Origin of the sequence: Roseateles koreensis (assembly GCF_028595305.1) — a bacterium.
GTDB lineage: Bacteria > Pseudomonadota > Gammaproteobacteria > Burkholderiales > Burkholderiaceae_C > Paucibacter_A > Paucibacter_A koreensis.
On the sequence record NZ_JAQQXS010000019.1, the window covers coordinates 22,394 to 47,345 of the forward strand.

The 24,952-nt window shown below is 62.5% G+C and carries 19 protein-coding genes and 1 riboswitch; of the genes, 9 read left to right on the forward strand and 10 right to left on the reverse strand.

Going from position 1 to position 24,952, the window contains the following annotated elements; genetic code table 11:
• Positions 1–151: 151 nt before the first annotated feature.
• The 3 genes from PRZ01_RS17630 (at position 152) to PRZ01_RS17640 (ending at position 3,680) form a co-directional block, all read left to right on the forward strand.
• Positions 152–2,446 (forward strand): NADP-dependent malic enzyme, encoded by a 2,295-nt coding sequence (locus PRZ01_RS17630; RefSeq protein ID WP_273598155.1) that lies wholly within the window; start codon positions 152–154, stop codon positions 2,444–2,446.
• A 380-nt stretch (positions 2,447–2,826) separates the two neighbouring features.
• The gene (locus PRZ01_RS17635) at positions 2,827–3,222 is read left to right on the forward strand and encodes a guanyl-specific ribonuclease (protein WP_409993872.1); all 396 of its coding nucleotides are present in this window, start codon (positions 2,827–2,829) and stop codon (positions 3,220–3,222) included.
• 62 nt (positions 3,223–3,284) lie between these two features.
• On the forward strand, positions 3,285–3,680 hold the full coding sequence (locus tag PRZ01_RS17640) for a barstar family protein (RefSeq protein WP_273598156.1): 396 nt from the start codon (positions 3,285–3,287) through the stop codon (positions 3,678–3,680).
• A 323-nt stretch (positions 3,681–4,003) separates the two neighbouring features.
• On the opposite strand, the gene rsmA is transcribed toward PRZ01_RS17640, so the two are convergent.
• From rsmA to PRZ01_RS17655, 3 genes are read right to left on the reverse strand one after another with little or no spacing between them, the layout of a single operon-like run.
• Entirely contained in the window at positions 4,004–4,780 is a 777-nt protein-coding gene (gene rsmA, locus PRZ01_RS17645; protein WP_273598157.1) for a 16S rRNA (adenine(1518)-N(6)/adenine(1519)-N(6))-dimethyltransferase RsmA, read from the reverse strand.
• A gap of 28 nt (positions 4,781–4,808) precedes the next feature.
• Complete coding sequence (locus PRZ01_RS17650; RefSeq protein WP_273598158.1) at positions 4,809–6,134, reverse strand: peptidylprolyl isomerase; 1,326 nt, start codon at positions 6,132–6,134, stop codon at positions 4,809–4,811.
• A 1-nt stretch (position 6,135) separates the two neighbouring features.
• Positions 6,136–8,682 carry an LPS-assembly protein LptD gene (locus tag PRZ01_RS17655; protein WP_273598159.1) on the reverse strand — a complete coding sequence of 849 codons (2,547 nt, stop codon included), beginning with the start codon at positions 8,680–8,682 and terminating at the stop codon, positions 6,136–6,138.
• A gap of 181 nt (positions 8,683–8,863) precedes the next feature.
• Here PRZ01_RS17655 and PRZ01_RS17660 point away from each other — a divergent pair, with 181 nt between their 5' ends.
• On the forward strand, positions 8,864–9,928 hold the full coding sequence (locus PRZ01_RS17660) for an aminoglycoside phosphotransferase family protein (protein WP_273598160.1): 1,065 nt from the start codon (positions 8,864–8,866) through the stop codon (positions 9,926–9,928).
• Positions 9,929–9,997: 69 nt separating this feature from the next.
• Here PRZ01_RS17660 and PRZ01_RS17665 read toward each other — a convergent pair whose 3' ends face one another.
• Positions 9,998–11,473, reverse strand: a complete 1,476-nt coding sequence (locus tag PRZ01_RS17665) for a M20 family metallopeptidase (RefSeq protein WP_273598161.1) — start codon at positions 11,471–11,473, stop codon at positions 9,998–10,000.
• A gap of 84 nt (positions 11,474–11,557) precedes the next feature.
• Entirely contained in the window at positions 11,558–12,421 is an 864-nt protein-coding gene (locus tag PRZ01_RS17670; RefSeq protein ID WP_273598162.1) for an alpha/beta hydrolase, read from the reverse strand.
• A 167-nt stretch (positions 12,422–12,588) separates the two neighbouring features.
• Here PRZ01_RS17670 and PRZ01_RS17675 point away from each other — a divergent pair, with 167 nt between their 5' ends.
• The 3 genes from PRZ01_RS17675 (at position 12,589) to PRZ01_RS17685 (ending at position 16,683) form a co-directional block, all read left to right on the forward strand.
• Positions 12,589–13,422, forward strand: coding sequence for an enoyl-CoA hydratase-related protein (locus tag PRZ01_RS17675; protein WP_273598163.1), 834 nt, complete (start codon positions 12,589–12,591; stop codon positions 13,420–13,422).
• Positions 13,423–13,476: 54 nt separating this feature from the next.
• Positions 13,477–14,814, forward strand: coding sequence for a hypothetical protein (locus PRZ01_RS17680; RefSeq protein ID WP_273598164.1), 1,338 nt, complete (start codon positions 13,477–13,479; stop codon positions 14,812–14,814).
• Positions 14,815–14,895: 81 nt separating this feature from the next.
• On the forward strand, positions 14,896–16,683 hold the full coding sequence (locus PRZ01_RS17685) for a hypothetical protein (protein ID WP_273598165.1): 1,788 nt from the start codon (positions 14,896–14,898) through the stop codon (positions 16,681–16,683).
• Between the two features lie 36 nt (positions 16,684–16,719).
• Here PRZ01_RS17685 and PRZ01_RS17690 read toward each other — a convergent pair whose 3' ends face one another.
• From PRZ01_RS17690 to sppA, 4 genes are all read right to left on the reverse strand, one after another.
• On the reverse strand, positions 16,720–17,535 hold the full coding sequence (locus tag PRZ01_RS17690; RefSeq protein WP_273598166.1) for a type 2 periplasmic-binding domain-containing protein: 816 nt from the start codon (positions 17,533–17,535) through the stop codon (positions 16,720–16,722).
• 189 nt (positions 17,536–17,724) lie between these two features.
• The gene (gene metW / locus PRZ01_RS17695) at positions 17,725–18,312 is read right to left on the reverse strand and encodes a methionine biosynthesis protein MetW (RefSeq protein ID WP_273598167.1); all 588 of its coding nucleotides are present in this window, start codon (positions 18,310–18,312) and stop codon (positions 17,725–17,727) included.
• The gene (metX, locus tag PRZ01_RS17700; RefSeq protein ID WP_273598168.1) at positions 18,309–19,457 is read right to left on the reverse strand and encodes a homoserine O-succinyltransferase MetX; all 1,149 of its coding nucleotides are present in this window, start codon (positions 19,455–19,457) and stop codon (positions 18,309–18,311) included. The genes metW and metX overlap by 4 nt, the downstream gene beginning before the upstream one ends.
• A gap of 43 nt (positions 19,458–19,500) precedes the next feature.
• Positions 19,501–19,576: riboswitch (SAM riboswitch) on the reverse strand.
• 18 nt (positions 19,577–19,594) lie between these two features.
• Positions 19,595–21,451 carry a signal peptide peptidase SppA gene (gene sppA / locus PRZ01_RS17705; RefSeq protein WP_273598169.1) on the reverse strand — a complete coding sequence of 619 codons (1,857 nt, stop codon included), beginning with the start codon at positions 21,449–21,451 and terminating at the stop codon, positions 19,595–19,597.
• Between the two features lie 163 nt (positions 21,452–21,614).
• Here sppA and PRZ01_RS17710 point away from each other — a divergent pair, with 163 nt between their 5' ends.
• Both PRZ01_RS17710 and PRZ01_RS17715 read left to right on the forward strand, forming a co-directional pair.
• Positions 21,615–23,261, forward strand: a complete 1,647-nt coding sequence (locus PRZ01_RS17710; RefSeq protein ID WP_273598170.1) for an FMN-binding glutamate synthase family protein — start codon at positions 21,615–21,617, stop codon at positions 23,259–23,261.
• A gap of 142 nt (positions 23,262–23,403) precedes the next feature.
• Entirely contained in the window at positions 23,404–24,045 is a 642-nt protein-coding gene (locus tag PRZ01_RS17715; RefSeq protein WP_273598171.1) for an ANTAR domain-containing protein, read from the forward strand.
• Positions 24,046–24,133: 88 nt separating this feature from the next.
• On the opposite strand, the gene PRZ01_RS17720 is transcribed toward PRZ01_RS17715, so the two are convergent.
• Entirely contained in the window at positions 24,134–24,763 is a 630-nt protein-coding gene (locus PRZ01_RS17720) for a glutathione S-transferase family protein (protein ID WP_273598172.1), read from the reverse strand.
• Positions 24,764–24,952 lie beyond the last annotated feature (189 nt).

Consider the following 24,952-nt stretch of genomic DNA (forward strand, 5'->3'; position numbering starts at 1 on the left):
GCGCAATACCGCGTACGCCATTTGAACTGGCAAACCCGCACACTGTGCGCCCTGCCAGCCTCCATTGAGCAGGGCGCGGTACTGAAAGCGGCAACGTTCGCCGCCTCCTACAATCATCGACTCTCTGTTGCCTTGCCCCCGAGAACAAGCCATGTCCAAATCCGAAGAAAAGATTGCGCAGCTGCGCCAGGCCGCCCTGGAATATCACGAGTTTCCGACGCCTGGCAAGATCGCAATTGCTGCCACCAAGCAGCTGATCAATCAACGTGATCTTGCGCTGGCTTATTCGCCGGGCGTGGCCTTTGCGTGCGAAGAAATCGTGGCCGATCCGGCCAACGCCTTCCGCTACACCTCACGCGGCAATCTGGTGGCGGTGGTCACCAACGGCACAGCGGTGCTGGGCCTGGGTGACATCGGCCCGTTGGCATCCAAGCCGGTGATGGAAGGCAAGGGTGTGCTGTTCAAGAAGTTCGCCGGCATCGATGTATTCGACCTGGAAATCCAGGAGCGCGACCTCGACAAGCTGGTTGACGTGATCGCCGCGCTGGAGCCCACCTTCGGCGGCATCAACCTCGAAGACATCAAGGCGCCCGACTGCTTCTACGTTGAGCGCAAGCTGCGCGAGCGCATGAAGATCCCCGTCTTCCACGACGACCAGCACGGCACGGCCATCGTGGTGGGCGCAGCCTTCCTGAACGGCATCAAAGTGCTGGGCAAAGACATCAAGAAGGTCAAGCTGGTCACCTCCGGCGCGGGTGCTGCGGCGCTGGCTTGCCTGGGCCTGCTGGTCAAACTCGGTTTGCCGCGCGAGAACATCTGGGTGACCGACCTGGCTGGCGTGGTTTATGAAGGCCGTACCGAGTTGATGGACCCCGATAAGGCCCAGTTCGCGCAAAAGACCGAGCAGCGCAGCCTGAGTGAAGTCATTGAAGGCGCAGACATCTTCTTGGGCCTGTCCGCTGGCGGCGTGCTCAAGCCGGCGATGGTGGCCAAGATGGCGGCGCAGCCCATGATCTTCGCGCTAGCCAATCCGACGCCGGAGATCCTGCCTGAAGAAGTCCAAAAGGTGCGCAATGACGCGGTGATGGCGACGGGCCGCACCGACTACCCCAACCAGGTCAACAACGTCCTGTGCTTCCCCTACATCTTCCGGGGTGCGTTGGACTGTGGCGCCACCACCATCACCGACGAGATGGAGATTGCCGCCGTTCACGCCATTGCGGAACTGGCCCAGGCCGAGCAGAGCGAAGTGGTGGCTGCAGCCTATGCCGGCGCCAACCTGAGCTTCGGGCCGGAGTACCTGATTCCCAAGCCCTTTGACCCGCGCTTGATGATGAAGATCGCGCCGGCCGTGGCCAAGGCCGCTGCCGACGGCGGCGTGGCCCTGCGCCCGATTGTCGACATGGCGGCCTACATCGAGAAGTTGCAGAGCTTTGTGTACGCCTCCGGCACCACCATGAAGCCCATCTTCAACGTGGCCAAGAGCGCAAACAACAAGCGCGTGGCCTACGCCGAGGGTGAAGAAGAGCGGGTGCTGCGCGCGGTGCAGATCGTGGTGGACGAAAAGCTGGCTCGCCCCACGCTGGTGGGCCGCCCCAAGGTCATTGCCGAGCGCTGCGAACGCTTCGGCCTGCGCCTGCAAGAAGGGCGCGACTACGACATCGTCAACGTCGAGCAAGACCATCGCTATCGCGACTACTGGCAGACCTACCACGCCATGACCCAGCGCAAGGGCGTCACAGCGCAGACGGCCAAGATCGAGATGCGCCGCCGCCTCACCCTGATCGGCGCGATGATGCTGCACAAGGGCGAGGTCGACGGGATGCTCTGCGGCACATGGAGCAACACGGCCATGCATTTGCAGTACATCGACCAGGTCATCGGCAAGCGCGCCGGGGTGAAGAACTTCGCCTGCATGAATGGGCTGATCCTGCCGGGCCGTCAAGTGTTTCTGGTGGACACCCACGTCAACTACGACCCGACCGCTGAGCAGTTGGCTGAAATCACGATCATGGCCGCCGAAGAACTCAAGCGCTTTGGCGTGCGCCCCAAGGCTGCCTTGCTCTCGCACAGCAACTTCGGCTCCAGCAACCAGCCCTCCGCCGTGAAGATGCGCGAAGCCCTGGCTTTGCTGCAAGATCAAGCCCCTTGGCTGGAAGTTGACGGCGAGATGCATGGCGACACCGCCTTGGACGCAGACTATCGCAAGAGCTTGATGCCCGGCAGCTCGCTCGCTGGCGAAGCCAATCTGCTGGTGCTGCCCAACATCGACGCCGCCAACATCTCCTACAACCTGCTGAAGACAGCCGCTGGCGGCGGCATCGCCATCGGCCCCGTGCTGCTGGGCGCCGCCAAACCGGTACACGTGCTGACGCCATCGGCCACGGTGCGCCGCATTGTCAACATGACCGCCCTGACGGTGGCCGACGCCAACGCGCAGCGTTAAACGTTAAGGGCTCATCACTGAGCCATCGCCCCATAGCCGGCCGCCCGCATTCACGGGCGGCCGGCTGCATTTTGGAAGCATGCAAGAGGCCGTCGCCCCAGACCGGCGGACCGCCCACCCTGCCTCACCCATTGGCACCAAGCCAGTGCACAACCCGCCTGCAAACACGGTTTTTACAAAAGTTTGTGAGGGCTCACAAAATAGTCATACACATCAAACAATCACCATTTGGTGGTGATTTTTAAGATTGTATGCACTCACTTACATTGATGTTTTCAAGGCAGCAGGCCTCGGATGCCGCTTGAGGTTTTGCGGCGCTTTCGATACCATATCGCTTTCAGGAACAGGGTAAACCCGTGTCTTTGCTCTCTCGGCCACCCATGTGGTCCTCTTGGCGCCCGTCAGTTTTGCTCGCAGTTTGTGTGGCAATGGCTGCGGTGGGCGTCCAAGTTCAGGCCAAAGAGAGCACAGAAACAGCAGCCGCACCGGCAACGGTCGGCTTGGCGGCGTTGCCTCGCGAAGCCCAAAACACCTATCGACTCATTCTTGCCGGCGGGCCATTTCCGCATGAACAAGATGGCGTGGTGTTCGGAAACCGCGAACGCATTTTGCCGCGCAAAACCCGAGGTTATTACCACGAGTACACCGTGGCCACGCCCCGCGCCCGCAACCGCGGCGCAAAGCGCATGGTGTGCGGTGGGTCTGCCCCGACTCAACCTGATGTTTGTTATTACTCCGATGATCACTACGCCAGTTTCAGCCGCATCGAACGGTGAAACACAACGCAGTCAGCATCGAAGACCATAAAGTTCAGTGACTATATAGGAGGATTGTGACCATGCTTTTGCAGACCGTCCGTCCCAATATCGTGCAGGCCATACGGGCCTACCGCGTAGAGGACTTGATGCAGGCAGCGCAGGAAGCCGGCCAGCATTTTCTATATGCCAATTTGACCGAGGCACAGTCCAAGCAGGATGTGCTGGAAGCGATTGCTCAGGCATTTCTCTTCCCGGCCCATTTTGGCAAGAATCTGGACGCGCTTCACGATTGCATGACCGATCTGGTCCACAAGTCCGGTGCCCAACCCGGCTTTGTGGTCGTGCTAGAGCAGCTGCCTGACAGCGTCAAGTTCGACCGCGAAGCACGCGAGCAGTTGCTGGATGTTTTCCGCGAAGCCGCTGATTACTGGGGCGATAGAAAAGTCCAGTTCAGGTGCTTCTATTCTTTTCAGTAGCCCGCTCTCAAGAAGGATCTTGGGAGCGGGCTACCGAAGAAGCCGCAGCGGTGCCGGCCAAGCCCGCAGCAAAAAATTCCAAAGCGGCAGCCAATGCCAACTTCGGAATGAATATGCCGATGATGAGCAGCGCGTTTGACACCGCCATGTGGTTGAACGCCGCCTGACGCCCAACCCGCGTTCTCGAGCGCTGTGATTGGCCCCTGCAAAAGGAACCCCGAGGGGTTCCTTTTTTCATGCCCGGCTCATAGGGCCTGAGGGCTTGAGGGCTTGAGGGCTCTAGGGCAAGACGACTCTGCGCGGACACGAAACATTGCGCGCCCTCAGGCCTGCGGTGCCGCGCCCAGGGCTTGGGCCAAAGCCACATACTCGGCTACCGGCACCTCTTCAGCACGACGCTGCAGATCGAAGTGCCCCGCGAAGCCACGCGCCGTCAGCCACACACCCAGGCTATGCCGCAAGAGCTTGCGGCGTTGCGAGAAGGCCGCGGCCACCATCTCGCCCAGCAGCTTGGCATCTAGCACCGGCGGCTTGGCGTAGGGCTGCATGCGCACGATGGCTGACATCACCCGAGGCGGCGGATCAAACGCTTCGGGCGGCACGTCAAATACCGACTCGATGGCATAGCGCCACTGCAGCATCACGGTCAGACGCCCGTAGTCCTTGCAACCGGGCGAGGCCGCCATGCGGTCCACCACTTCTTTTTGCAGCATGAAGTGTTGGTCGACCACATGGTCCACAAACCCCAGCAGATGGAACAGGATGGGCGTGGAGATGTTGTACGGCAGGTTACCCACCACGCGCAGCTTCTGGCCCTTGGCAGCGGCCAAGGCCGCAAAGTCGACCTTGAGCACATCGCTTTCGATCACGTCCAGGCCCTCTCGCTTGCGCAGGCGGGCCGCCAAGTCGCGATCCAGCTCGATCACGCTGAAGGCCGGCATGCGTTTTTGCAGCGGCAGGGTCATGGCACCCAGGCCAGGGCCGATCTCCACCAGCGCCTCGCCCGCTTGCGGGTCAATGGCATCGCAGATGGACTCGATGATGTGAACGTCAGTCAGAAAATGCTGACCGAACCGCTTGCGTGCAATATGTTGAGCCACGTCGGGAATCTTTTCAGGTGCTGCGGCTTCAGTCCTGCCACTCGCGCATTTCGATGAATGCACGTGCCCGCAGGTCCTTGACCCACTCCTGGTAGGCCTCGTCGTATTTCTTCTCGCGCAAGGCGGCGCGCGCCTGTTCACGCAACTGTTTGGTTTCAATCTCGGCGTTGCGGCGCTCCAGCACCTGGATCAGGTGCATGCCAAAGCGCGACGGCACCGGGCCGGAGATGCCGCCCAGTGGCAAAGCATCCATCGCCTGCTCGAATTCAGGCACGAATGCGCCTGGCGACATCCAGCCCAGGTCGCCCCCCTCCTGGGCGCTGCCGTCTTCGGAGTTTTCACGCGCCACCTTCTCGAAGGTGGTGGAGCCCGCTTCGATCGCCCGCTTGAATTCACTCAGGCGCCGCGCCGCCACTTCGGCCGTCAGCTGGGCTGAGGGGCGAAGGAGCACGTGGCGGGAATGGGTTTGCACCACCGTGGTCAGGGAGCCGCCCTTGCGCTCAACCACCTTCAGCACATGAAAGCCCGCACCGGAGTGCAGCAATTCAGGGGCGAGCTGCCCGCTGGTGAGTCCTTTAACCGCCTCCACAAACACATCCGGGAGCCGGCTGGCCGCACGCATGCCAATTTCGCCGCCCTTGTCTTTGTTGGCGTCTTCGGAAACCTCACGGGCCACTTTGGCAAAGTCTTCACCCGCCTGCACACGGCTCAGCGCGGCTTGGGCGCGTGCACGGCGCTCCGCCACCACGGTGTCGGAGGCACCGTCAGGCACGCTGACCAGAATCTGCGCCAAATTCATCTGATCGGCCTGGCTCAGCTTCTCGCGCTTTTCGTCCAGGTATTTGTCGATGTCGCCATCGGTGATACGGATGCGCCCCTGCACTTCGCGCTCGCGCACGCGCTCAGACATCAGCTGATCGCGCATGGTCTCGCGGAAAGTGCGGTAGTCCATGCCCTCTTGCTTGAGGCGCTCTTTGAGCTGATCCATGGTCAGCTTGTTCTGCGCGGCCACGTTGGCCACCACGCGGTCCAGCTCGGGCTCGTCCACCTTGGTGCCGCTTTCGCGCGCATAGGTGACAAGCACGCGGTCTTCGATCAAGGCCTCGATGGCCTGCTTGTGCAGCAGCTGCATGTCCGGCATGGACTCGCCCTTCTGCCGGGCCTCCTGGCGCAAGCGCTCGGTGCGCTGCACCACCTCGCTGGCGGCCACCACGTCCTGGTTGACCACGGCAGCAATGTAGTCCCCCGGAAGCAGGTCGGCAGCCTTGTGCTGGGCCTGCGCCGGCAGACTGGCGAGCCAGCCAACCGCCAACAGGGCGCCCGCGAAGGTCAGGGACAGAGAACGATGGGACATGTCAGTCATAAGAGGCTTCTGGGCTTGCCGAGCGATTGCCGCTCAGCGATCGGTAACCGGGGATATTGTCCCTCAAGACATTGAGTGCATTGGAGCCCAACTGGGACAAGCCCACAAACTCCATTTGCAGCATCAAACGTGTATTCGCTTCCCTCAAACCGGTGGATTGCCGCTCAGCGCCGATGCGCAAGATCCAGCAACCGGCGTCGTACTCAACGCCCATCACCGAATCAGTCAGCCGCCGGTCACTCAGGCTGTACTGCACGCGGCCTGCGCTGTACCAGGCCCCGGAACAGGCTCCGCCACCTGCGTTTTTGCGGGCGATGCGGTCGTCATGGCCGTACAAGGGCCATTGCCAGGCCAACTCCAGCTGCTCGCTCTGGCCGCGCGCAAGCCGATAGGCGGTGCTGATGGTGCGAAAAGGCCCCGGGGAGTAACGCGCACGCATGACGGTACGCACCGAACGCCCGGCGTCCGGATTGATCTGCACCGAGCCGTCGGCCCACCATTGGTCCATCACATGCGCGCTGGCCAGCAACAGCAGGTCCGACAGGCGTTGGTCCACCGTGGAGCCATCCGACGTGAGGCGCTGCGGGTTGAAGAGATAGCGCTGCACGGCCCCCAGGCGCAAGACTTCTTCGCCCTGGCCGGCGTCGATCCAGCGGCTCGACAAGCCGAAAGTCAGTTGATTGGCGTCATTCACCCGGTCCACGCCTGAGAACTGGTTCTCGGTGTAGATCGAGTCAAAGTTGAAGTCCTTGGGGGCCGAATCAAAGTTGGGCATGCCGCTCTGGTCGCGGTAGGGCGTGTTGACATACAGCAGCCGCGGCTCCAGCGTTTGCAGGGTGCGGCGGCCGAACAAACTGCTGTCACGCTCGAAAACCCAGCCATGGTCCAAGCTGAAGGTAGGGATCGTGCGGTGTGCGGCGCTGCGGCCATCCGTCATGGGCTGATCCAGCGAATACTGCACCGCATTGAGCGCCACGCGCGGGATCAGCCACCACGCCGCGCCGCCCATGGGCGCGCTGAGATGCGCGAGCACATGGGCCCGCTGGCCGGTGTAGAGCAAGCCCGCAGCCTGGTTCTTCAACTGCGCCGGGCTCAGCTGTGCGTTGCTGGGCAGATCGAAGCGGTTGTACTCCATCTCCAGCGCGCCTTCGAGACGCGTGCGGCGCACCCAGGGCACGAAACCGTCCAGCACCGCGTCGTCAGCGGCCGTGTTGAAGCGCACGCCCAACTGGGGCGAGCGTTGATAAGGCGCATCAAAACTGGCCAGGGTGTCCGTGCCCTGCAAAACCTGCCAACGCTGCACACGGGCGTAAACATTCGTTTCACCCCAGAGGCCTTCACGGTTACGGTTCAGTTGCAGATCGGTCAGCAAGAGGCGCTGCGTCTGGCTTTGCATGCGCTTGGGCAGGTCTTTCCAGTACTCGTCGTCCGACACCCGTTCAGCACGCACGCGATAGCGCGAATCCAGGGGCGCTTCGCCGTCTTGCAACAGATCCAGCGCCCAACGGCTGCTCTTGGTGGCGCGGTCATTGGGCAAAATTGACCAATTGACTTGCCCGCGATGCTCCGGCTCCAGGTAGCGGAATTCAGAGTCAAGCCCGACGCCCCGCTGCGTCATGATGAAGGGCGTCAAAGTGGCATCACGCTGCGGCGCGATATTCCAGTAATAGGGCAGGCCGAACTCAAGGCCGCTGCGGCTGTCGAAGCTGATGTTGGGCGGCAACCAGCCCGACTTGCGTTGCAGCCCCAACGGAAAGCTCATTGTGGGCGCGCCCAAGATGGGCACGCCGTAAAAGCGCAGCACCGCCCCCGAAGCCACGCCCTCGTTGGCATCCAGATCCATGACCAGCTTGTCGGCCGTGATCTGCCAGTCCTGCTGAGGCTTCTCCTCGGTCACCGGGCAACTGCTGTAGCTGCCATTCACCGCACTCATGTGCTTGGCGTCGCTGAAGCTGACGCTGTCGGCCTTGCCACTCCCGCCGGTCAGCGAGAAAAAATACGTGGGATTGAGAAATTCACCCTCAAACCGGCTGACATACAAACTCAGCGCCGGCCCGCGGAATAACGTACCCCCTCGGCTGACCTCAACGTCACCAGTGGCACGCGCCAGATCGTTCACCTGCTCATAGCTCAGCTTTTGCGAGCGCAAGAGCAACTCACCGTAGCGCAATTCCACATGACCTTCAGCACGCGACTCCTGCGCCACCTGGGTTTGTAGCTTGTCAGCGCTGATCACCAAGGCCTGCCGGTCTGCGGCACCGGGGCGGTTGATTTTCTTGGAAGCCCGCAAGCGCAAATGCGCACGCGGCGATGCGGGTGGCCGAACCGGCTCGGCTTTGGCGCCCGCCTCGGCCCCTGCTTCGGCGCCCCCAACTGCACCCACTTCGGCATCTACCTTCACCATTTGCGCCAACACCGCGGCGGGCGCGAACAGGCCCGCCACGCCCAGCGCAAGCATCACGCCCAAGCTACCCAGCAAGGCGGTGCCAGCCGAGCCCGTTGAACGAGCAGAAAAGTAAGCAATGATGGGGCGCGGCACAGCGGGGCAGGCGTCTTCTTGAAATGTGTTGCAGGCAGCGCAGCGCGAACAGCAGCAATGCCCTGCAGCCCAACGCCGAGCACGGGGCTCGCGGTTTGTAAAATCCATTATCCATGAGACCCGCTGCACGCCGCATGCATCACGCCGCGCCCACCTGACGACTTCACCACGCCCACTCCGCATGAACCCCATCACCTGGCCGACCCCGCAACGCGCCCAAGACTTCCAGACCTGGCTTGCGCCTTTGATTGGCCCCTTCAAACTGGACGCCGCCACGGTGCGAGAAGCCAGTGCCGATGCCAGCAGCCGGCGCTATCTGCGCGTGTCAACCCTGGAGGGCGACAGCTTCATCGTGATGGATGCGCCGCCGGAAACCAACAACCCGCAGCCCTTCCTGCAAGTGGCCGAGCAAATGCGGCAGTGCGGCCTGCACGTACCCACCATCGAGGCAGTGGACGCGCAACTCGGCTTCCTGCTGCTGAGCGACCTGGGCGATCAACCCTATTTGCAAGCCTTGCTGGCGACCCAGGCCACCAGCAATCACGCCGAAGCCAACCGGCTGATGCGCGACGCCACCCAGGCTCTGCTGAAATGGCAAAGCAAGGGCGATGCCGAGCGTCTGCCCGTTTTTGACGAAAGCTTTGTGCGCCGCGAGCTCCACCTCTTCAAGGAATGGTGTGTCGAGCGCGAGTTCGGCCAGCAATGGAGCGAGTTGCAATGCAAGTGGTGGGACCACAGCTGCCAAGTGCTGGTGGACAACATCGCCGCGCAGCCCTTCGTCCCCATGCACCGCGACTTCATGCCCCGCAATCTCATGGTGTGCAGCGAAGCGGCTGGCGGCAATCCCGGCGTGCTCGATTTTCAGGATGCGGTGAAAGGCCCCGTCAGCTACGACCTAGCCTCGCTGCTGCGCGACACCTTCATCTCCTGGGAAGAAGAGCAGGAGTTGGACTGGGCCATCCGCTACTGGGAGCAGGCGCGCAAATTGGGCGTTCCGGTGAATGAAGACTTCGGCACCTTCTGGCAACAGCTGGAATGGACTGGCCTGCAACGCCACCTGAAGATTCTGGGTCTGTTCTGCCGCCTCAAAATCCGCGACGGCAAGCCCCGCTATGCCGAGGACCTGCCGCGTTACTTCGCCTACGCCATCAAGGTCAGCACCCGCTATGTGCAGTTGTCTCCCTTGACCCACCTGCTGCAAGACTTGCAGGGCACGATGGTGGAAACCGGGTTCACACTGCGTTAAGAAAGTTCAGCAGCCAAGTAGCCAAGTAGCCGGCAAGGCGGGCCGCAACAGCCCGCCAGCGGCACCAACTCAGGGGTGCGCCGCCATGATCTGCGCCACCGCCGCTGTGAGCCGCTTGCCGTAGGGCACATGCAAGAACTCATTCGGGCCGTGGGCATTACTCTTGGGGCCCAACACGCCGCACACCACCATCTGCGCGGCCGGAAAGCCTTTTTGCAGCATGCTCATCAAGGGGATCGTGCCCCCCTGGCCGATATAGCCCACTGGCGCGCCAAAATGGGCCTGACTGGCCTCGTTCAAGGCGGTGCTGAGCCAGGGCGTCAGGTCCGGCGTGTTCCAGCCAGTGGCGCCGTATGCGCCTGCGCGGCCGTCTGGCACAAACGTCACTTTGGCGTTGTAAGGGGCGTTGTCTTCCAGCAAAGCCTTCAAGCGCAGCGCGGCCTCGTTGCCATCGATCAAGGGCGGCAGACGCAGCGACAGTTTGAAGGCCGTGAAGGGGCGCAGCACATTGCCCGCACTCTTCATCTCCGGGAAGCCATCCACCCCCGTCACCGACAGCGTGGGCCGCCAAGTGCGGTTCAGCAGCACATCGACCGGTTGATCCGACATCGGCAGCACCGGGCCACCATCGGCTCCGCAGGCCCAGGGCAGGCGCTTGTACACCTCGTCCTTCAAGATGGCCGCCGTGGCCCGCGCCTGCTCGACGCGGTTGGCCGGGATGTCGCAATGGAAGCTCTCGGGCAGCAGGCGCCCCGTCTTGGAGTCCTCCAGGCGGTCCAAAACCTGGCGCAGGATGCGAAAGCTCGATGGCACCACGCCCGACCCATCGCCGGAGTGAATGCCTTCGGTCAGCACCTCAACCTTCAAGACGCCACTCACCATGCCGCGCAGGCTGGTCGTTAGCCACAACTGCTCGTAATCGCCGGCGCCGGAATCCAGGCAGACCACCAGAGACACTTGGCCCAGGCGCTCCTTCAATGCGTCGATGTAAGCCGGCAGGTCGTAGGAGCCGCTTTCTTCGCAGGTCTCGATCAAACCCACGCAGCGCGGGCGCGGAATGCCCTGTTTGTCCAGCGCCATGATTGCGGTGAGCGAGGCGTAAACGGCGTAACCGTCGTCGGCGCCACCGCGGCCGTACAGCTTGCCGTCTTCGTATTTAGGTGTCCAGGGGCCGAGATCGTTACGCCAGCCGCTGAACTCGGGCTGCTTGTCCAGATGGCCGTAGAGCAGGATGGTGTCGTTGCACTCGGCTTTGGTTGCGGGCACCTCGAAAAAGATCACCGGCGTGCGGCCTTCGAGGCGCACCACTTCCAGCTTCAGCCCCGGCACCTTTTTGCTCTCGACCCAAGTCGCAGCGTCACGCAGGACTTTTTCGATATACCCATTGGCCGCCCAATCAGCGTCAAACATCGGACTCTTGGCCGGGATCGCGATGTACTGGGTCAGTGCGGGGACAATTTCTTCATCCCAGACCCGGGCGGCAAATTCGCCCAGCGCCGTCGTTTGTTCGGTGGGCAGAGCGGGGTGAGGCAGGCGTGCATTCATGAGGGTTCCTCGCTGATGGCGGGCTTGGCAGTGTGTGGCCCGCACGGGGTTCATGCGGGCCAGCGACGTTCGGGAACCCTGAGTTTAAAACTTCTCGGCCAACCAAGCCTGCAAGTCAGCAAAGACCAACTCCCGTTCCGGCTCGTTGAAGATTTCGTGGAAAAGCCCGTCAAAACAATGGTGCCGCACCACCGCTGGCGAGGCGTTGGCCGCAAATTCAGCACTGCCGGAGGGGGCAACGCATTGGTCGCTACCGGCCCACAACAACAAGGTCGGCACCACCCAGGTTTCGGCATGCTGTCGGACCAACTCACCGGCGTCGACGATCATGCGCGCCAAGCTGGGCGTGATGCGGTCATGTACCAGCGGGTCTTCCTCATAGGCGCGAACAACGGCAGCATCGCGTGAAATCCACGCGGTCTTCAAACCATTGCCCACGGCCAAGTGCGGCGCCAACGTAACGCCCAGCATCAACTGCAAGCGCTGAAACCAACTCATGCCGGGATCCAGCGCCGGGCTGCTCAGGACCAGTCCATCCACCGGGCGAAACCATGCCGGCAAATCTCCCGCGCTGCTGGCCGCCAGCCCACCCGCGACAAAGCGGGAGGCCACCAGGCCGCCCATGCTGTGCCCCAGCAGAATCTGCGCCCCCGCGCCCAGAACCGGGTCGGCGCGCAGTTCATCAATCACCAACGCCAGGTCTTGCATATAGCGCGCGTCACCGGGAATGTCACCCCGCGGCCCGCCCGAGGCCCCATGGCCGCGCTGGTCAAAGCCCACCACATGCCACCCCCACTGATTGAGCCGGGCCGCCACGGCCTCATAACGCCCAATATGCTCGCCCAAACCATGGACGATCAAAACCGTGCCACGCGCAGGCTCCAAGCCGGGCTTGCTCCATTGCCGCCAATGGAGTGGCAGGCCGTCATCAGTTCTGAGAGTACGCATGCGCCGAGTGTAGGCAGCCGCAGCACCTGCAGACCCGAGGGCTTGCCCGCATCCTGCCTGTGCAGAAATGTCACACACGTGAAGGCTGCGCCGGGCAATGCCGGGTAGGCTTGCTGCTGAGGCGGTACATCGCCATTCATCCGCATGAGAAACAGAAAGTTCACCCCATGAATGATTTTTTCAAACTGACCGTTGACGATCAAGCCATTGCCCATTTGCAGCTAACACGCCCGGAGCAGTTGAACACCATGTCGCCCGCTTTTTTCCCTGCCCTGCGGGACGCGGTTCGCGGCCTGCACGACAGTGGCGACGCCCGCGTGCTGGTGATCTCATCCACCGGCAAGCACTTCAGCGCCGGCATGGCCCTGGACACATTCGCCTCGCAAGACGCCAAACTGGACACCAGCAATGCCCGCGCTCGCCTGAATTTTCAAGCCACGCTGCGTCAGTTGATGGATTGCTTCACGGCGCTGGATGAAGCGCGGTTTCCGGTCCTGTGCGCGGTGCAGGGTGGATGCATCGGCGGTGCGCTCGATCTGGCTGCCGCTTGTGATATGCGTTATGCCACGGCCGAAGCGTTCTTCTGCGTGCAAGAAATCCAGATCGGCATGACGGCTGATCTCGGCGTACTGCAGCGTCTGCAGCAGATCATCCCCGCCGGGCTGGCCCGAGAAATGGCCTACACAGGCGAACGTTTGAGCGCCGAGCGCGCACTCGCCGCCGGCTTGGTGAATGCGGTTCTGCCCGATGCCGAGGCCCTGCTGGCGCACGTGATGACGGTGGCCCGCCAGATTGCCGGCAAATCACCGCTGGCCATCACCGGCAGCAAAATGGCCCTGAACCATGCCCGCGACCACGGCGTGGCCGATTCGCTGGCCCAGATGTGCCTGCTGCAAAGCGCCATCTTCGACACCGAAGAAATGGCACGCGCCATCATGGCCTGGCAGCTCAAAAAGCCCGGTGAATTCAAACCGCTAGCCCCCATTGAACGAGTAGGCTGACGATTCAGCAAGGCGTCATCCAGGCGCCCTACACTGCCTCTTCAGTTTCACCCGATGCCCCGCATGAAGCCGCTGCTAACGCTGACCCTCACCTTGCTGCTGACCGCCTGTGCCGGCCCGAAGTACACGGTGGACGACGGCCGCAAAGTGGATGAGGCCTTGCTGGCCAACATTCGCACCTACGGGGCCGGTGAGCAAAGCCTGCGCCCCGCCATCGCCCGCACTGCCGCCCTGCACGACCCGGGGTGCGACAAACAATGGGAACTGCCCTTTGCCGTTGCCACTGCTTACGGCTGGGCCGAGAACGATCGCGTGGCCTGGGTACGCGGCCTCGGCGTGGATGAACGCCTGACGGTGGTGGCCGTGGCGGCTGGCGCGCCGATGGTGCCGGGCGACAAGCTCAGCGCCATCCGCGGGCAAAGGGACGACAACAGTGAAAAACTGCTTGCCAATCTAGCGGAAGCCCGTGACCAAGGTAAGCCCTTCGGCATCAGCCTGGTCAATGGCCGCACCCTCACCATCACGCCGTTTGAGGTATGCCGCGGCTACACCCGCCTGGCCCCGCCCAACACGCCCGAGGTGCAGGACTACCACTGGCTGCTGAGCCTGCACCCATTGGAGATCATTCAAGCCGCGCCAACCCAGGACGAGGCATTGTGGGCCGTGCTCTGGACCCAAGGCCTGTCGGAAGAAGGCGGCCTGCGTATGAAGGCCTACCACTACGGCACCCAGATCGTGGGCACGCTGTACAACCTGGCAACCCTCGCCACGGGCCTGCGGGGTGCCGCGCTGGCGGCCGAAGCCGCGGTCAACGCAGCCAAGAGCGCCGCCAGCTCGGTGGCCAGCGAACTGCTCAAGCAACAGTTGATCGAGCAGGGGAAAAACCTGGCCGCACAAAAAATTCGCGACGGCCTCAGCGACGCCGCCCAACAACTGAGCAAGCAGCAACTGATGAACTCGCTGCAAGCGGTGGCCGCCAATCGCTCCAGCCTGTTCGGCGTGGCGCGGGTGGGTGCGACGGTGTTTGACCGAGCGGACCAATGGGCGTTTGAGCACGCCATCCAACTGGGTGCCGACCCCCTTGCTGGATTCACCCTGCACCAGAAGTTGATCGAGCGGAATCTGGTCAGCAACGGCCTGGTCTTTGACGTCGAGCGCCTCAGCGCCATCAACAAGATCGCCGAAGCCAAAGGCCTGGGCGCTGAAGTGCAGGCCATTTTGAGGGGCGTGCGGCCCGACGATCTTGCACAAGACATTGAGACCATGCCCCTGGCCAGCGCGCCACAGGCTTTCTCCTATGAAAGCGCCAGTGACCCGGGCAGCAGCCGCTTTGCACGCGGCCTGGTGAACGCGATGCTGGACATTCCTCTGGAATCAGGAAAGCGGCCATGAGCGACCGCCCTTCGCGCGCCAGCATTGCACCCGTCACCTCCGCTTGAATCGGACGTTTGCCCCACGAGGATTGCCCCCATCTTGAAGCCCCGACTCCGCACCGCGCTCTGGCTTGTTGTTCCGTTGCTGGGACTGGCCCTGCCCGCTCAGGCCCAGCCTGTTGCGGCGCCCCCAACGCCTGCAGCCACGGCCGCATCGGCAACGTCCAGCTCATCAGCAACGCCCGACGCAGCAGCCTCCGCGGCCCCCCCGTTGAGTTGCACCTTGCTGACCGCCAAGGCCATGTCGGCCGATCTCCGCGCCGCCTTGGCGCGCTCGCTCAACAAAGACCTAGAGCACCAGGCACAGTTACTGGACGACGCGATTCAACTCTGGACCCAAGGCGTAGCGGGGTGCGAAGGACGGGCCCTTGAGCGCGCGCAGCGCAATTTGGCCGACCTCCAAATACAACGCGCCGCCGTGGCAGAGCGCCTGTCTGCCGGCTCACAATGTGAGACCTCCCACCGCGATGCCGCAGCCCTGCAAGACCTCGCCCGCCAAGCCTTTGGCGATCGGCGCTGGCCCGAAGCCGCCTCGCTGTACGCCAAGGCCGAAACCATGTGGGAATTGGCGGCCGAACAATGCACCGGTAGCCAACAGCAGCTGGCCCAGCAACGCCGGGAACAAGCCGAGGTCGATGCCCACAACGCCGAACACTGCGCCCCCTTGTTTGACCGCGCCCGTGACACCACCCAAAAATTTCGCAATACCGCCGCAGGGCTGACGCTGGCGGACCGCCAACAGCAATCGCAAATCGCTGAAACCCTGTGGCACCAGGCCGCCAGCCAGTGCAAGGGCAGCGCACAGGAGTTGGCCGCGAACAATGCACAAGCCCTGGCCCGCGAGCGCGGCACGCCCTGGGTCAGCACGGCGCCGATGCCCGCCGCCTCGGTGGCCCGCCCGTCTGCCCGCCCACCCGCTGGTACGGCCTCAGCACCCCCCGCCAACGCCCTGCTCAAAACAGTCACTGCCGCAGCCGCCGCAGCGGTGGAAGTCCCATCCTCCACCGCCACAGGCGCCGTGCCAGCGGCTCCGCAAACGCCGGCAGGCGCACCAGAAGCCTCCACAACACCCGCTACAGCAGCACCCACCCTGCCCAGCACCGATATGGACATCCGCACCGGCGACACCCGCTATCTGGGCCGCTTCGTGCGCGAACCCGGCCAGGTCGTCAGCGGCACCGGCCGGGTCGAATGGGCCAATGGCGACGTATATATCGGCCCGCTGCTCCACAGCGTGCGCCAAGGGCGCGGTGAGTTCATCTGGGCCAACGGCCAGCGCTATGTGGGTGATTGGGTGCAAGACCACGCGACCGGCCAGGGACTGATGCGCTTCGCCAACGGCAACCAATGGGAGGGCCAGGTGATTGATGGCGTGCCCGAAGGCGAGGGTCAAATGAACTTCTCCAACGGCGATGTCTACAAGGGCCAGGTCCTGCACAGCCTGCCGAACGGACGCGGCACCTTTCGCTGGGCCAATAGCCAGACCTTCGAGGGCGACTGGGTGAACGATCATCCCCAGGGTCGGGGCGTATTGCGTTATGCCAACGGCAACCGCTACGAGGGCGGTATGGCAAACGGCCAGCCCCAGGGCAAAGGCAGCTTGTTGTACGCCAACGGTGACCGTTATGAAGGCGATTTCGAACAAGGCAAATCGCAAGGCCAGGGCAGCTATTTTTGGAAGTCAGGCGAACACTATGTTGGCGCCTGGCTGAATGGCCTCAAGCATGGCAAAGGCATTTACTACTGGGCCAACGGCGACCGCTGGGAAGGTGAATTCAAGAACGACGAAAGCGACGAAGACGCGGGCCAAACCATCCGCAAAGAGTAGGCCCGCCAAACCCTGGCCCCTTGCCCTTTTGACCCCCTAATTGATCTGCACGTCCTGCCTCAGCACCTCTGGCGGGTAGTAACGCTGCAGGTTGTGCAGCAAGCTGCCATCCTGCGCGGCTCGGGTGAGGGCCTCACGCAGGAATTGCTGGTCGGCAGGGCTCAAGGTTTGCCGCGACAAGTAAGCCCCGACCACCGAGCGAGGCAAGCCCTGCAAAGGCATGAACTGGAACTCCCGCGCGAATCCCCAAGGCGGCGCCGAGTTGCCGTTCTCCAGGCTGCCATCCGCCCCCAGCGACAGTGCCGAATACAGCAGGGTGGGTGGCAGGATGGTGAAATCAACCCGCCCCGTGCGCAGCATCTGCCCGACGGTGCGTAAATCGCTCACAAAGTCCACACGCTTTTCGCTTTGCAGTTGCCGCAGCAAGGCCTCGTATTCATCCCCCCAGCTGTAACTGCGCACCATGGCGCCGCGCCAGGTCTTCTTGGCCAGCAGGGCGGGTACATCGCTCACCAAGTCGGGCCGTTGGCCCAGCATGATCAACGCTGGCGTGAGTTTGAGCATGGGCACAAATTCGGCTTTGGCGTCGCGCTCCGCATTGCGTGAAGCCGGCACAAACAGATCGGCTTCCTGAGTCTCGAAAAACATCATCGCCAATCGGGCTCGCGGAACAATGGGGAACACGAACTCACAATGCTGCGCGCTGCCCAAACGCCGCAACAGCTCGGGATAGACTCCCTCCACCTTGTCGTGCTGCACCAGCACATTGAAGCCCGTGGGCGCCACGGGTACACGGATCGTGCGGCTGCACTCCCCCCATGCTGACGCGCCGCCGCACAAAACCGCGGCCATACAAAGACCCAGACTCCAGCTGAAAAGCCTGGCCTGCTTGTGCCCGCTTTGCCCGCCATGCGCTGACGCTGTTGACCGCGAAACATTCATTGCCACTGCCGCTCTGCTTGCCCGCCGACAGCGTAGCAGGTCTACCCCGTTTTAGGCGGATGGCATTGCCTCGCCAGGCCAGTTCAAATACTCCGTCACTCACCCACGGTCAAATTTAAAAACCGCCATGCTTGCGAGCAGGTTGGGGGCATACCGAACTGCACGGCCGTTCTGGATGCCAAAGCTGTCCAGCACGCGCAGGCGATTCTTGCGCGCCAAGACCTCGAAGTCGGCGTAGGTGCCGACGCGGATATTGGGCGTGTCGTACCACTCGTAAGGCAGCACCCGCGTCACCGGCATGCGGCCCAGCATCACCTGCAGGCGGTTGGGCCAGTGGGCAAAGTTGGGGAAACTGACAATGCCGATGCGACCAACCCGCGCCGTCTCGCGCAACATCTGCTCGGTATTGCGCAAATGCTGCAGGGTCTCCAACTGCAGGACCACGTCAAAGCTCTGGTCTTCAAAGATGCTCAGCCCGTCCTCCAGATTGAGCTGGATCACATTCACCCCGCGGCGCGCACAGGCCAGCAGATTGGCATCATCCAGCTCAACGCCGTAGCCGGTACAACCGCGGTGCTTTTGAAGATAGTCCAGCAAGGCACCTGTGCCACAACCCAGGTCGAGCACGCGCGAGCCCTCGGGCACCAAGGCGGCCACTTGCCGCAAAACGCTGTCACTGCTGCTCATGGCGCAGCCTCCTCGAATGCTTGGGCAATGCGCTCAAAGTAAGCGCGCAGCAGGCCGTGGTAGCGCGGGTCGTCGAGCAAAAAAGCATCGTGACCATGCGGGGCATCGATTTCGGCATACGACACGTCCAGCTTGTTGTCGAGCAAGGCCTTGACGATCTCCCGCGAGCGCGCGGGCGAGAAGCGCCAATCGGTCGAAAAACTGGTCAAGAGAAACTTGCAGGTGGCGCTGGCAAAGGTGCGGCTCAAATCACCGCCGTGCTCGCGCGCTGGATCAAAATAGTCGAGCGCCCGCGTGATCAGCAAATAGGTGTTGGCATCGAAGTAATTGCTGAACTTGTCGCCCTGATGACGCAGATAGCTTTCGATCTGAAACTCAATGTCTTGCGTGCTGTAACCCAGCTCGGCGGCACGCATCTGGCGGCCGAACTTCTGCTCCATCACGTCATCGCTCAAATAGGTGATGTGGCCAATCATGCGCGCCACCCGCAGGCCGCGCTTAGGCACCACGCCCTGGGCATAGAAGTGCCCGCCGTGGAAGTCAGGGTCGGTGATGATGGCACGACGTGCCACCTCATTAAAAGCAATGTTCTGCGCGGACAAGCTCGGCGCCGTGGCAATGGCAATGCAATGCCGCAGCCGGTCGGGATAACGCAGAGACCAATCCAGCGCCTGCATGCCGCCCAGCGAGCCACCCAGCACCGCCGCCAGCTGGGTGATGCCCAAGGCCTCGACCACGCGGGCCTGCGCATCGACCCAGTCCTGCACGGTGACCACCGGGAAGTCGGCACCGTAAATGCGCCCCGTCTCAGGGTTCACATGCATCGGCCCCGTCGAGCCAAAGCACGAACCCAAGTTGTTAATGCCAATGACGAAAAACTTGTCGGTGTCCAAAGGCTTGCCGGGGCCGATCAGGTTGTCCCACCACCCCTCGCTCTTGTCTTCACCCTCATATGTGCCCGCCAGATGGTGGCTGGCGTTGAGCGCGTGGCACACCAGCACGGCGTTGTCTCGCCGCGCGTTGAGCTGCCCGTAGGTTTCAAACACCAACTCGTACTGCGCCAACTGCGCGCCGCTGCGCAAGGGCAATGGCGTGGTGAAACGCATGCGCTGCGGGCGGACGACTCCGATCTGTCCAAGCGTCACTGTGAAACCTCCAGAAACAAAAAACCGGCTCCGCAAAAGCGGACGCCGGTCTCGGAGTCCCTCTTTAGCTGTTTTTCTAAAGCGCCCGCAATTCGGAACAAATCAGCGCTGTGAGGCAAATTATATCGCCGCCAAAATCAGGGGGCGAGGCACAGACAATGCACCACCGCGGAGAAGGGCTTGCGGCCTTCGCTGAGTTCGGCCGCAAAAGCCAGGTCGCTCTGCACTTGCCGAAGGGCCTTGGGCGGCGTGAAGCCCAACTCGGCATGTACTGCGGCTGCCAGCGAGGGCGCCATCACGTCGTCCAGGCTGGCGAGCAGGCGCTCCAGGCGGCCCATCTCGCGTTCGACATAGCTCACGCGCGGCTTGCCGTCGAGTTTGGCCAACTTCGCAGCGGACTGAATGGCATCGTCATAGCTGCCCAGACGGTCAATCAGGCCCCGCTCTTTGGCTTGCGCACCGGTCCAGACGCGGCCTTGCGCCACGGCATCAATTTCAGCCACGGTTTTCTTGCGCGCAGCCGCGGCCTTGCTGGTGAACTCGTCGTAGATGTGGTTGATGCCCAGTTGTACGCTGGTGGCCATGCGGGGGTCCAACGGCCGGCGCGGGTCGAAGCCACCCGCCAACCAGGTGCTGGTGTAGCCGCCGGTGTGAATGGACAGTTTGTCCAGCAACTTGTCCGCCGTGGGCAACATGCCAAACACGCCGATCGAGCCCGTGATGGTGCTGGGTGCGGCAATCACCGCGTCAGAGGCCATGGAGATCCAGTAGCCGCCCGACGCCGCCACATCGCCCATAGAGATCACCACCGGCTTGCCCGCCTTGCGGGTGAGCTCCAACTCGCGGCGCACGATCTCTGAAGCAAAGGCACTGCCGCCGGGTGAATTAACGCGCAAGACAATGGCCTTGATCTGATCGTCTTCCCGCGCCTGGCGAATCTGCCGCGCCGTTGAGTCCCCGCCGATTCGCCCGGCTGCCGCGTCGCCATCGATGATCTCGCCTTCAGCAACCACCACACCCACGGCCGGGCCATGCGGCGCGGCGGGCTTCACATAGGCCAGGTATTCGTCATAAGTGATACGGCGATAGCTCTTGCCCTTGTCGTCTTTGACGCCACGCGCCATCAACAATTCACGCACTTCATCGCGGGTTTTGATGCCGTCAATCAACTTGCCCTGCAGCGCCAGCTTGGCGGTGTCGCCCTTCACGGCGGCAAGCGCATCCGGCAGATGCTCGATGCCCTGCGCGATGGCGCCCTTGGGCAATTTGCGGGCCGCCTCCACCGTGGCGGTATAGCGCGCCCAGAGGTCGCCGTAGAGATAACTCTCAGCCTCCAGTGCAGCGGGTGACGGCGCGTTGGCGAAGTAGGGCTCGGCCGCATTCTTGAAGGCCCCCACGCGCAGCACATTGGCGCTGACACCCAGGCGGTCCAGCGCATCTTTGTAATACGTGCGATAGCGGCCAAAGCCCTCGATCATCACCATGCCCATGGGGTGCAGGTAGATCTCATTGGCCCGAGCGGCCAAGAAGTAACCCCGCTGGTTGTAGCTGTCCCCATAGGCCAGCACCGACTTGCCGCTGGCCTTGAAGCGGTCCACGGCCTCTGCGACTTCACCCAGGCCGACCATACCGCCACCGTCGAATTCATCCAGGTCCAGCACCAGGATGCTGATTTTTGGATCTTTGGCGGCGGTGTCCAGCACCGCTAGCACATCCCGCAAACGGGTCTGCTTCTGCCGGGTGCCGCGCAATTGCGCCACCGCGGTGTCACGCGGCGAACCAGAGAATTGCTCCACCAGCGGACCTTGCAAATTCAGCACCAGGGCGGTTTTATCCTGCAAAGGCTTGGGACCCCGGCTCACCATGCCGGCCACCAAGCCCATCAAGATGAGCAATAGCAGCAGGTTCAAAATGACGCGGCGGCCGGCGTCCAGCGCCCACCACAGCTTGCGAAGCGCCCACCAAAGGCCTGAAAAGATGCTTTTGACGCCCATAAACAGTCTCCGCCTCGTCATTTGATTGCTCGATGAGTGCTGATTGTGCAGGAAGCGCCCACCCCTACCAAAAGACATGGCAGGGGGTTTGCACCAAGCTGCGGTCACCCGGAGTCCGCACCACTGCGCATACCATAACGACCAAAATACTTGGAGTGCACACATGCCCCAATGGCTGACCCGTCTGGACAACCGCTTCCCCATCCGCTACAGCACTTGGTTGCTGTGTCTTGTTGCCACACTGTTCAGCGCGCTCGCATGGCTTGTAAACCGCAAGCTGTTCAGCGGTGAATTGCTGGCCTTGCTGGCCTTTGGCGGGCTCAGCCTGCTGGGCTGGTTGGATGTGCAGCAAACCAAGCGGGCCATTTTGCGCAACTACCCGGTGATCGGCCATTTGCGGTTCATGCTGGAGTTCATCCGGCCCGAGATTCGCCAGTACTTTCTGGAAAGCGACAACGAGGCGGCGCCGTTCTCCCGCCAGCAACGCTCCATCGTCTACCAACGCGCCAAGGGCGACCCCGACAACCGCCCCTTCGGCACACAGCTTGACGTCGGTGCAGAGGGTTATGAGTGGATCAACCATTCGCTGGCGCCCACCCGGCTCAACTCACACGACTTCCGCATCACCATTGGCGCGGCACGCGCGCAGCCCTATGAAGCGAGTGTGTTCAACATCTCGGCCATGAGCTTCGGCGCCCTGAGCGCAAACGCCATTCTTGCGCTCAACGCGGGTGCCAAGCTCGGCGGCTTTGCGCATGACACCGGAGAAGGCTCGATCAGCGTGCACCACCGCAAAAACGGCGGAGACCTGATCTGGGAGATTGGCTCCGGCTATTTCGGCTGCCGCAATGAAGACGGCAGCTTCAACCCCGAACGCTTTCAGGCCAACGCCCGCGACCCGCAGGTCAAGCTGATCGAACTCAAGCTCAGCCAAGGCGCAAAGCCAGGCCACGGCGGCGTGTTGCCCGGCCCCAAGGTGACGGCAGAAATTGCACAAGCCCGCGGAGTTCCGGTGGGCCAAGCCTGCATTTCGCCCGCAGCGCACAGCGCTTTCTCGACCCCCATCGAGATGCTGCATTTCATTCAACGCCTGCGTGAACTGTCTGGCGACAAACCCACGGGCTTCAAGCTCTGCATCGGCCATCCCTGGGAATGGTTTGCCGTCTGCAAAGCGATGCTGGAAACCGGCATCACCCCGGATTTCATTGTGATCGACGGTGCCGAGGGCGGCACAGGCGCCGCACCGCTGGAGTTCACCGACCACGTGGGGGCACCACTGCAAGAGGGCCTGTTACTGGTGCATAACACCCTGGTTGGACTGAATCTACGCGACCGCATCAAGCTGGGCTGCGCCGGCAAAGTGATCAGCGCCTTCGACATCGCACGCATGATGGCGCTGGGCGCGGATTGGTGCAACTCGGCTCGCGGTTTCATGTTTGCGCTGGGCTGCATCCAGGCGCAGAGTTGCCACACGGGGCACTGCCCGACCGGCGTCACCACGCAAAACCCGCTGCGCCAGCAAGCGCTGGTCGTACCGGACAAGGCAGAGCGCGTGCACAGCTTCCATCAAAACACCTTACACGCCTTGCAAGAGTTGGTACAGGCCGCCGGACTTCAGCACCCGGGTGAAATCGGCGCAGCGCACATCGTGCACCGTATCAGCAAGCATGAGGTGCGCCTGCTGTCCAATTTGCTGCCCTTCACCCAAGCCGGCGCTCTGCTGAACGGCGAGTTGCCCGGCAATGTATTCAAACTCTACTGGCCGATGGCGTCGGCCCACAGCTTTGCACCACAGCCAGAAGCGGCGTAAAAAACGTGTTGCCGATCTCAATCAGTTTGGCGCGCTGAGCGGGGCGCAAGACCCGCATTCAAGGGGAGCGGGCCACCCGGTCAAGGGATTGTCACAGTTAGCACTTGCTGCAGAATCAAACGCGTCTTCATGGCCTTGTCGCATGCCCTCCCTATTTCTGCTCCGCCGCTGTCAACCGTCTCTGCGCAAAGCCCAGGATCATCTGTCTGAAAAGACCGGTTGGCATTTGTGCGGCACCAGTGAGCAGTTGCGTACTGCGGAGGCGCAAATTCCTGAACTCGATCCCGATGTGGTGGCCTGCGATCTGCGCCTGATCGACGGCCATGTCTGTCATCTGGCCCAGCAGATGCAAGGCTGGGCCAAACGCCCTCAGCTCCTGCTCCTGACCCCTTCCGCCGACGATTTGCTGCTGTTCAACACCCTGCAAGCGGGGGCCAGCGCCTATTGCGTGGAAGGCTTGACCGGCCAACGCGATCTAACGCCTTGCCTGCAGGCACTGATGGACGGACGCGCCGGCATGTCACCCCGCATCGCCCGCGAGTGCCTCACAGCCTTTGGACTGAACCGCAGCCCTTGGGCCGACGCCACCGCGCCGCAAGCGGACGCGCTGCAGGCGGCGGACATCTCACCCACGCTGAACGCCGGGGAAGGCCATTTGCTCAGCCTGCTAGCCCGGGGTTTGCTCATCACCGAAATTGCCCATCTGTGGCAATGCGCGGTTGAGCTGATCGAGCACGCGGTGCACGGCGTTTACCGCAAACTTCACGGCCTGCGAATGGCATAAAGAAGGGCAAAAGCCTCAGTGACATCAAGGGCCAGTTGGCGCGGACACACGCCGCCCGCCGCCCGCCGTTCGCCGTTCGCCGCAGTCTTCAGGCCAGACGGGGCACCGTGTCGACAAAACTTTGCCGTGTGCTCAGCTTCTCAAAATGCCGAGCCAGATGCGGATTCTCGGAGCGCCAGTCGATATCCGGAAAGCGGAAGTCCAGCCAGCCCAGCGCACAACCCACCGCAATATCAGCCAGGGAAAAGTGATTGCCGGAGCACCAGACCTTCTCGCCCAAGCCGTGATTCATTGCCGTCAGGCCGGCCATCACCTTGCCCAGTTGGCGGTCGACCCAGGCCTGGCTGCGTTGGGCTTGCGTGCGCTCGGGCCAAGTTTGCTCCAGGCGAACCAGCACGCCAGCGTCCAGCACACCGTCGGCCAGCGCTTCCCAGGTGCGCACCTCGGTGCGCTCGCGGCCACGTTCAGGAATCAGCTTGCCCACCGGGGACAGAGTGTCCACGTACTCGACGATAACGCGTGAATCAAACACCGCGCCGGCGATGGTGTCTTGCCCTTCCATCACCAAGCAAGGCACCTTGCCCAGCGGATTGATCTTGAGGATCGCATCACTGGCCCAGACGTCTTCCAGCAGAAACTGGTAGTCGAGCTTTTTCTCCGCCATCACGATGCGCACCTTGCGCACGAAAGGGCTGGTGAGTGAACCCATTAATTTCATATTGCTTTATTGACATCGTCCCTGTTGAAGCCATTCTAGCGAGGCACATGTTGCACTTTGATCTGTACACGGGCCCGTTTGTAGGGCAGGCAACAACAACTGTGAACGGGCCCCACGAATTGCAGCAACTGCAAGATAAGACGCCAGCGGGCCCGTACCGGCTAAAATCGACGGGTTTTCCCTGCCCGC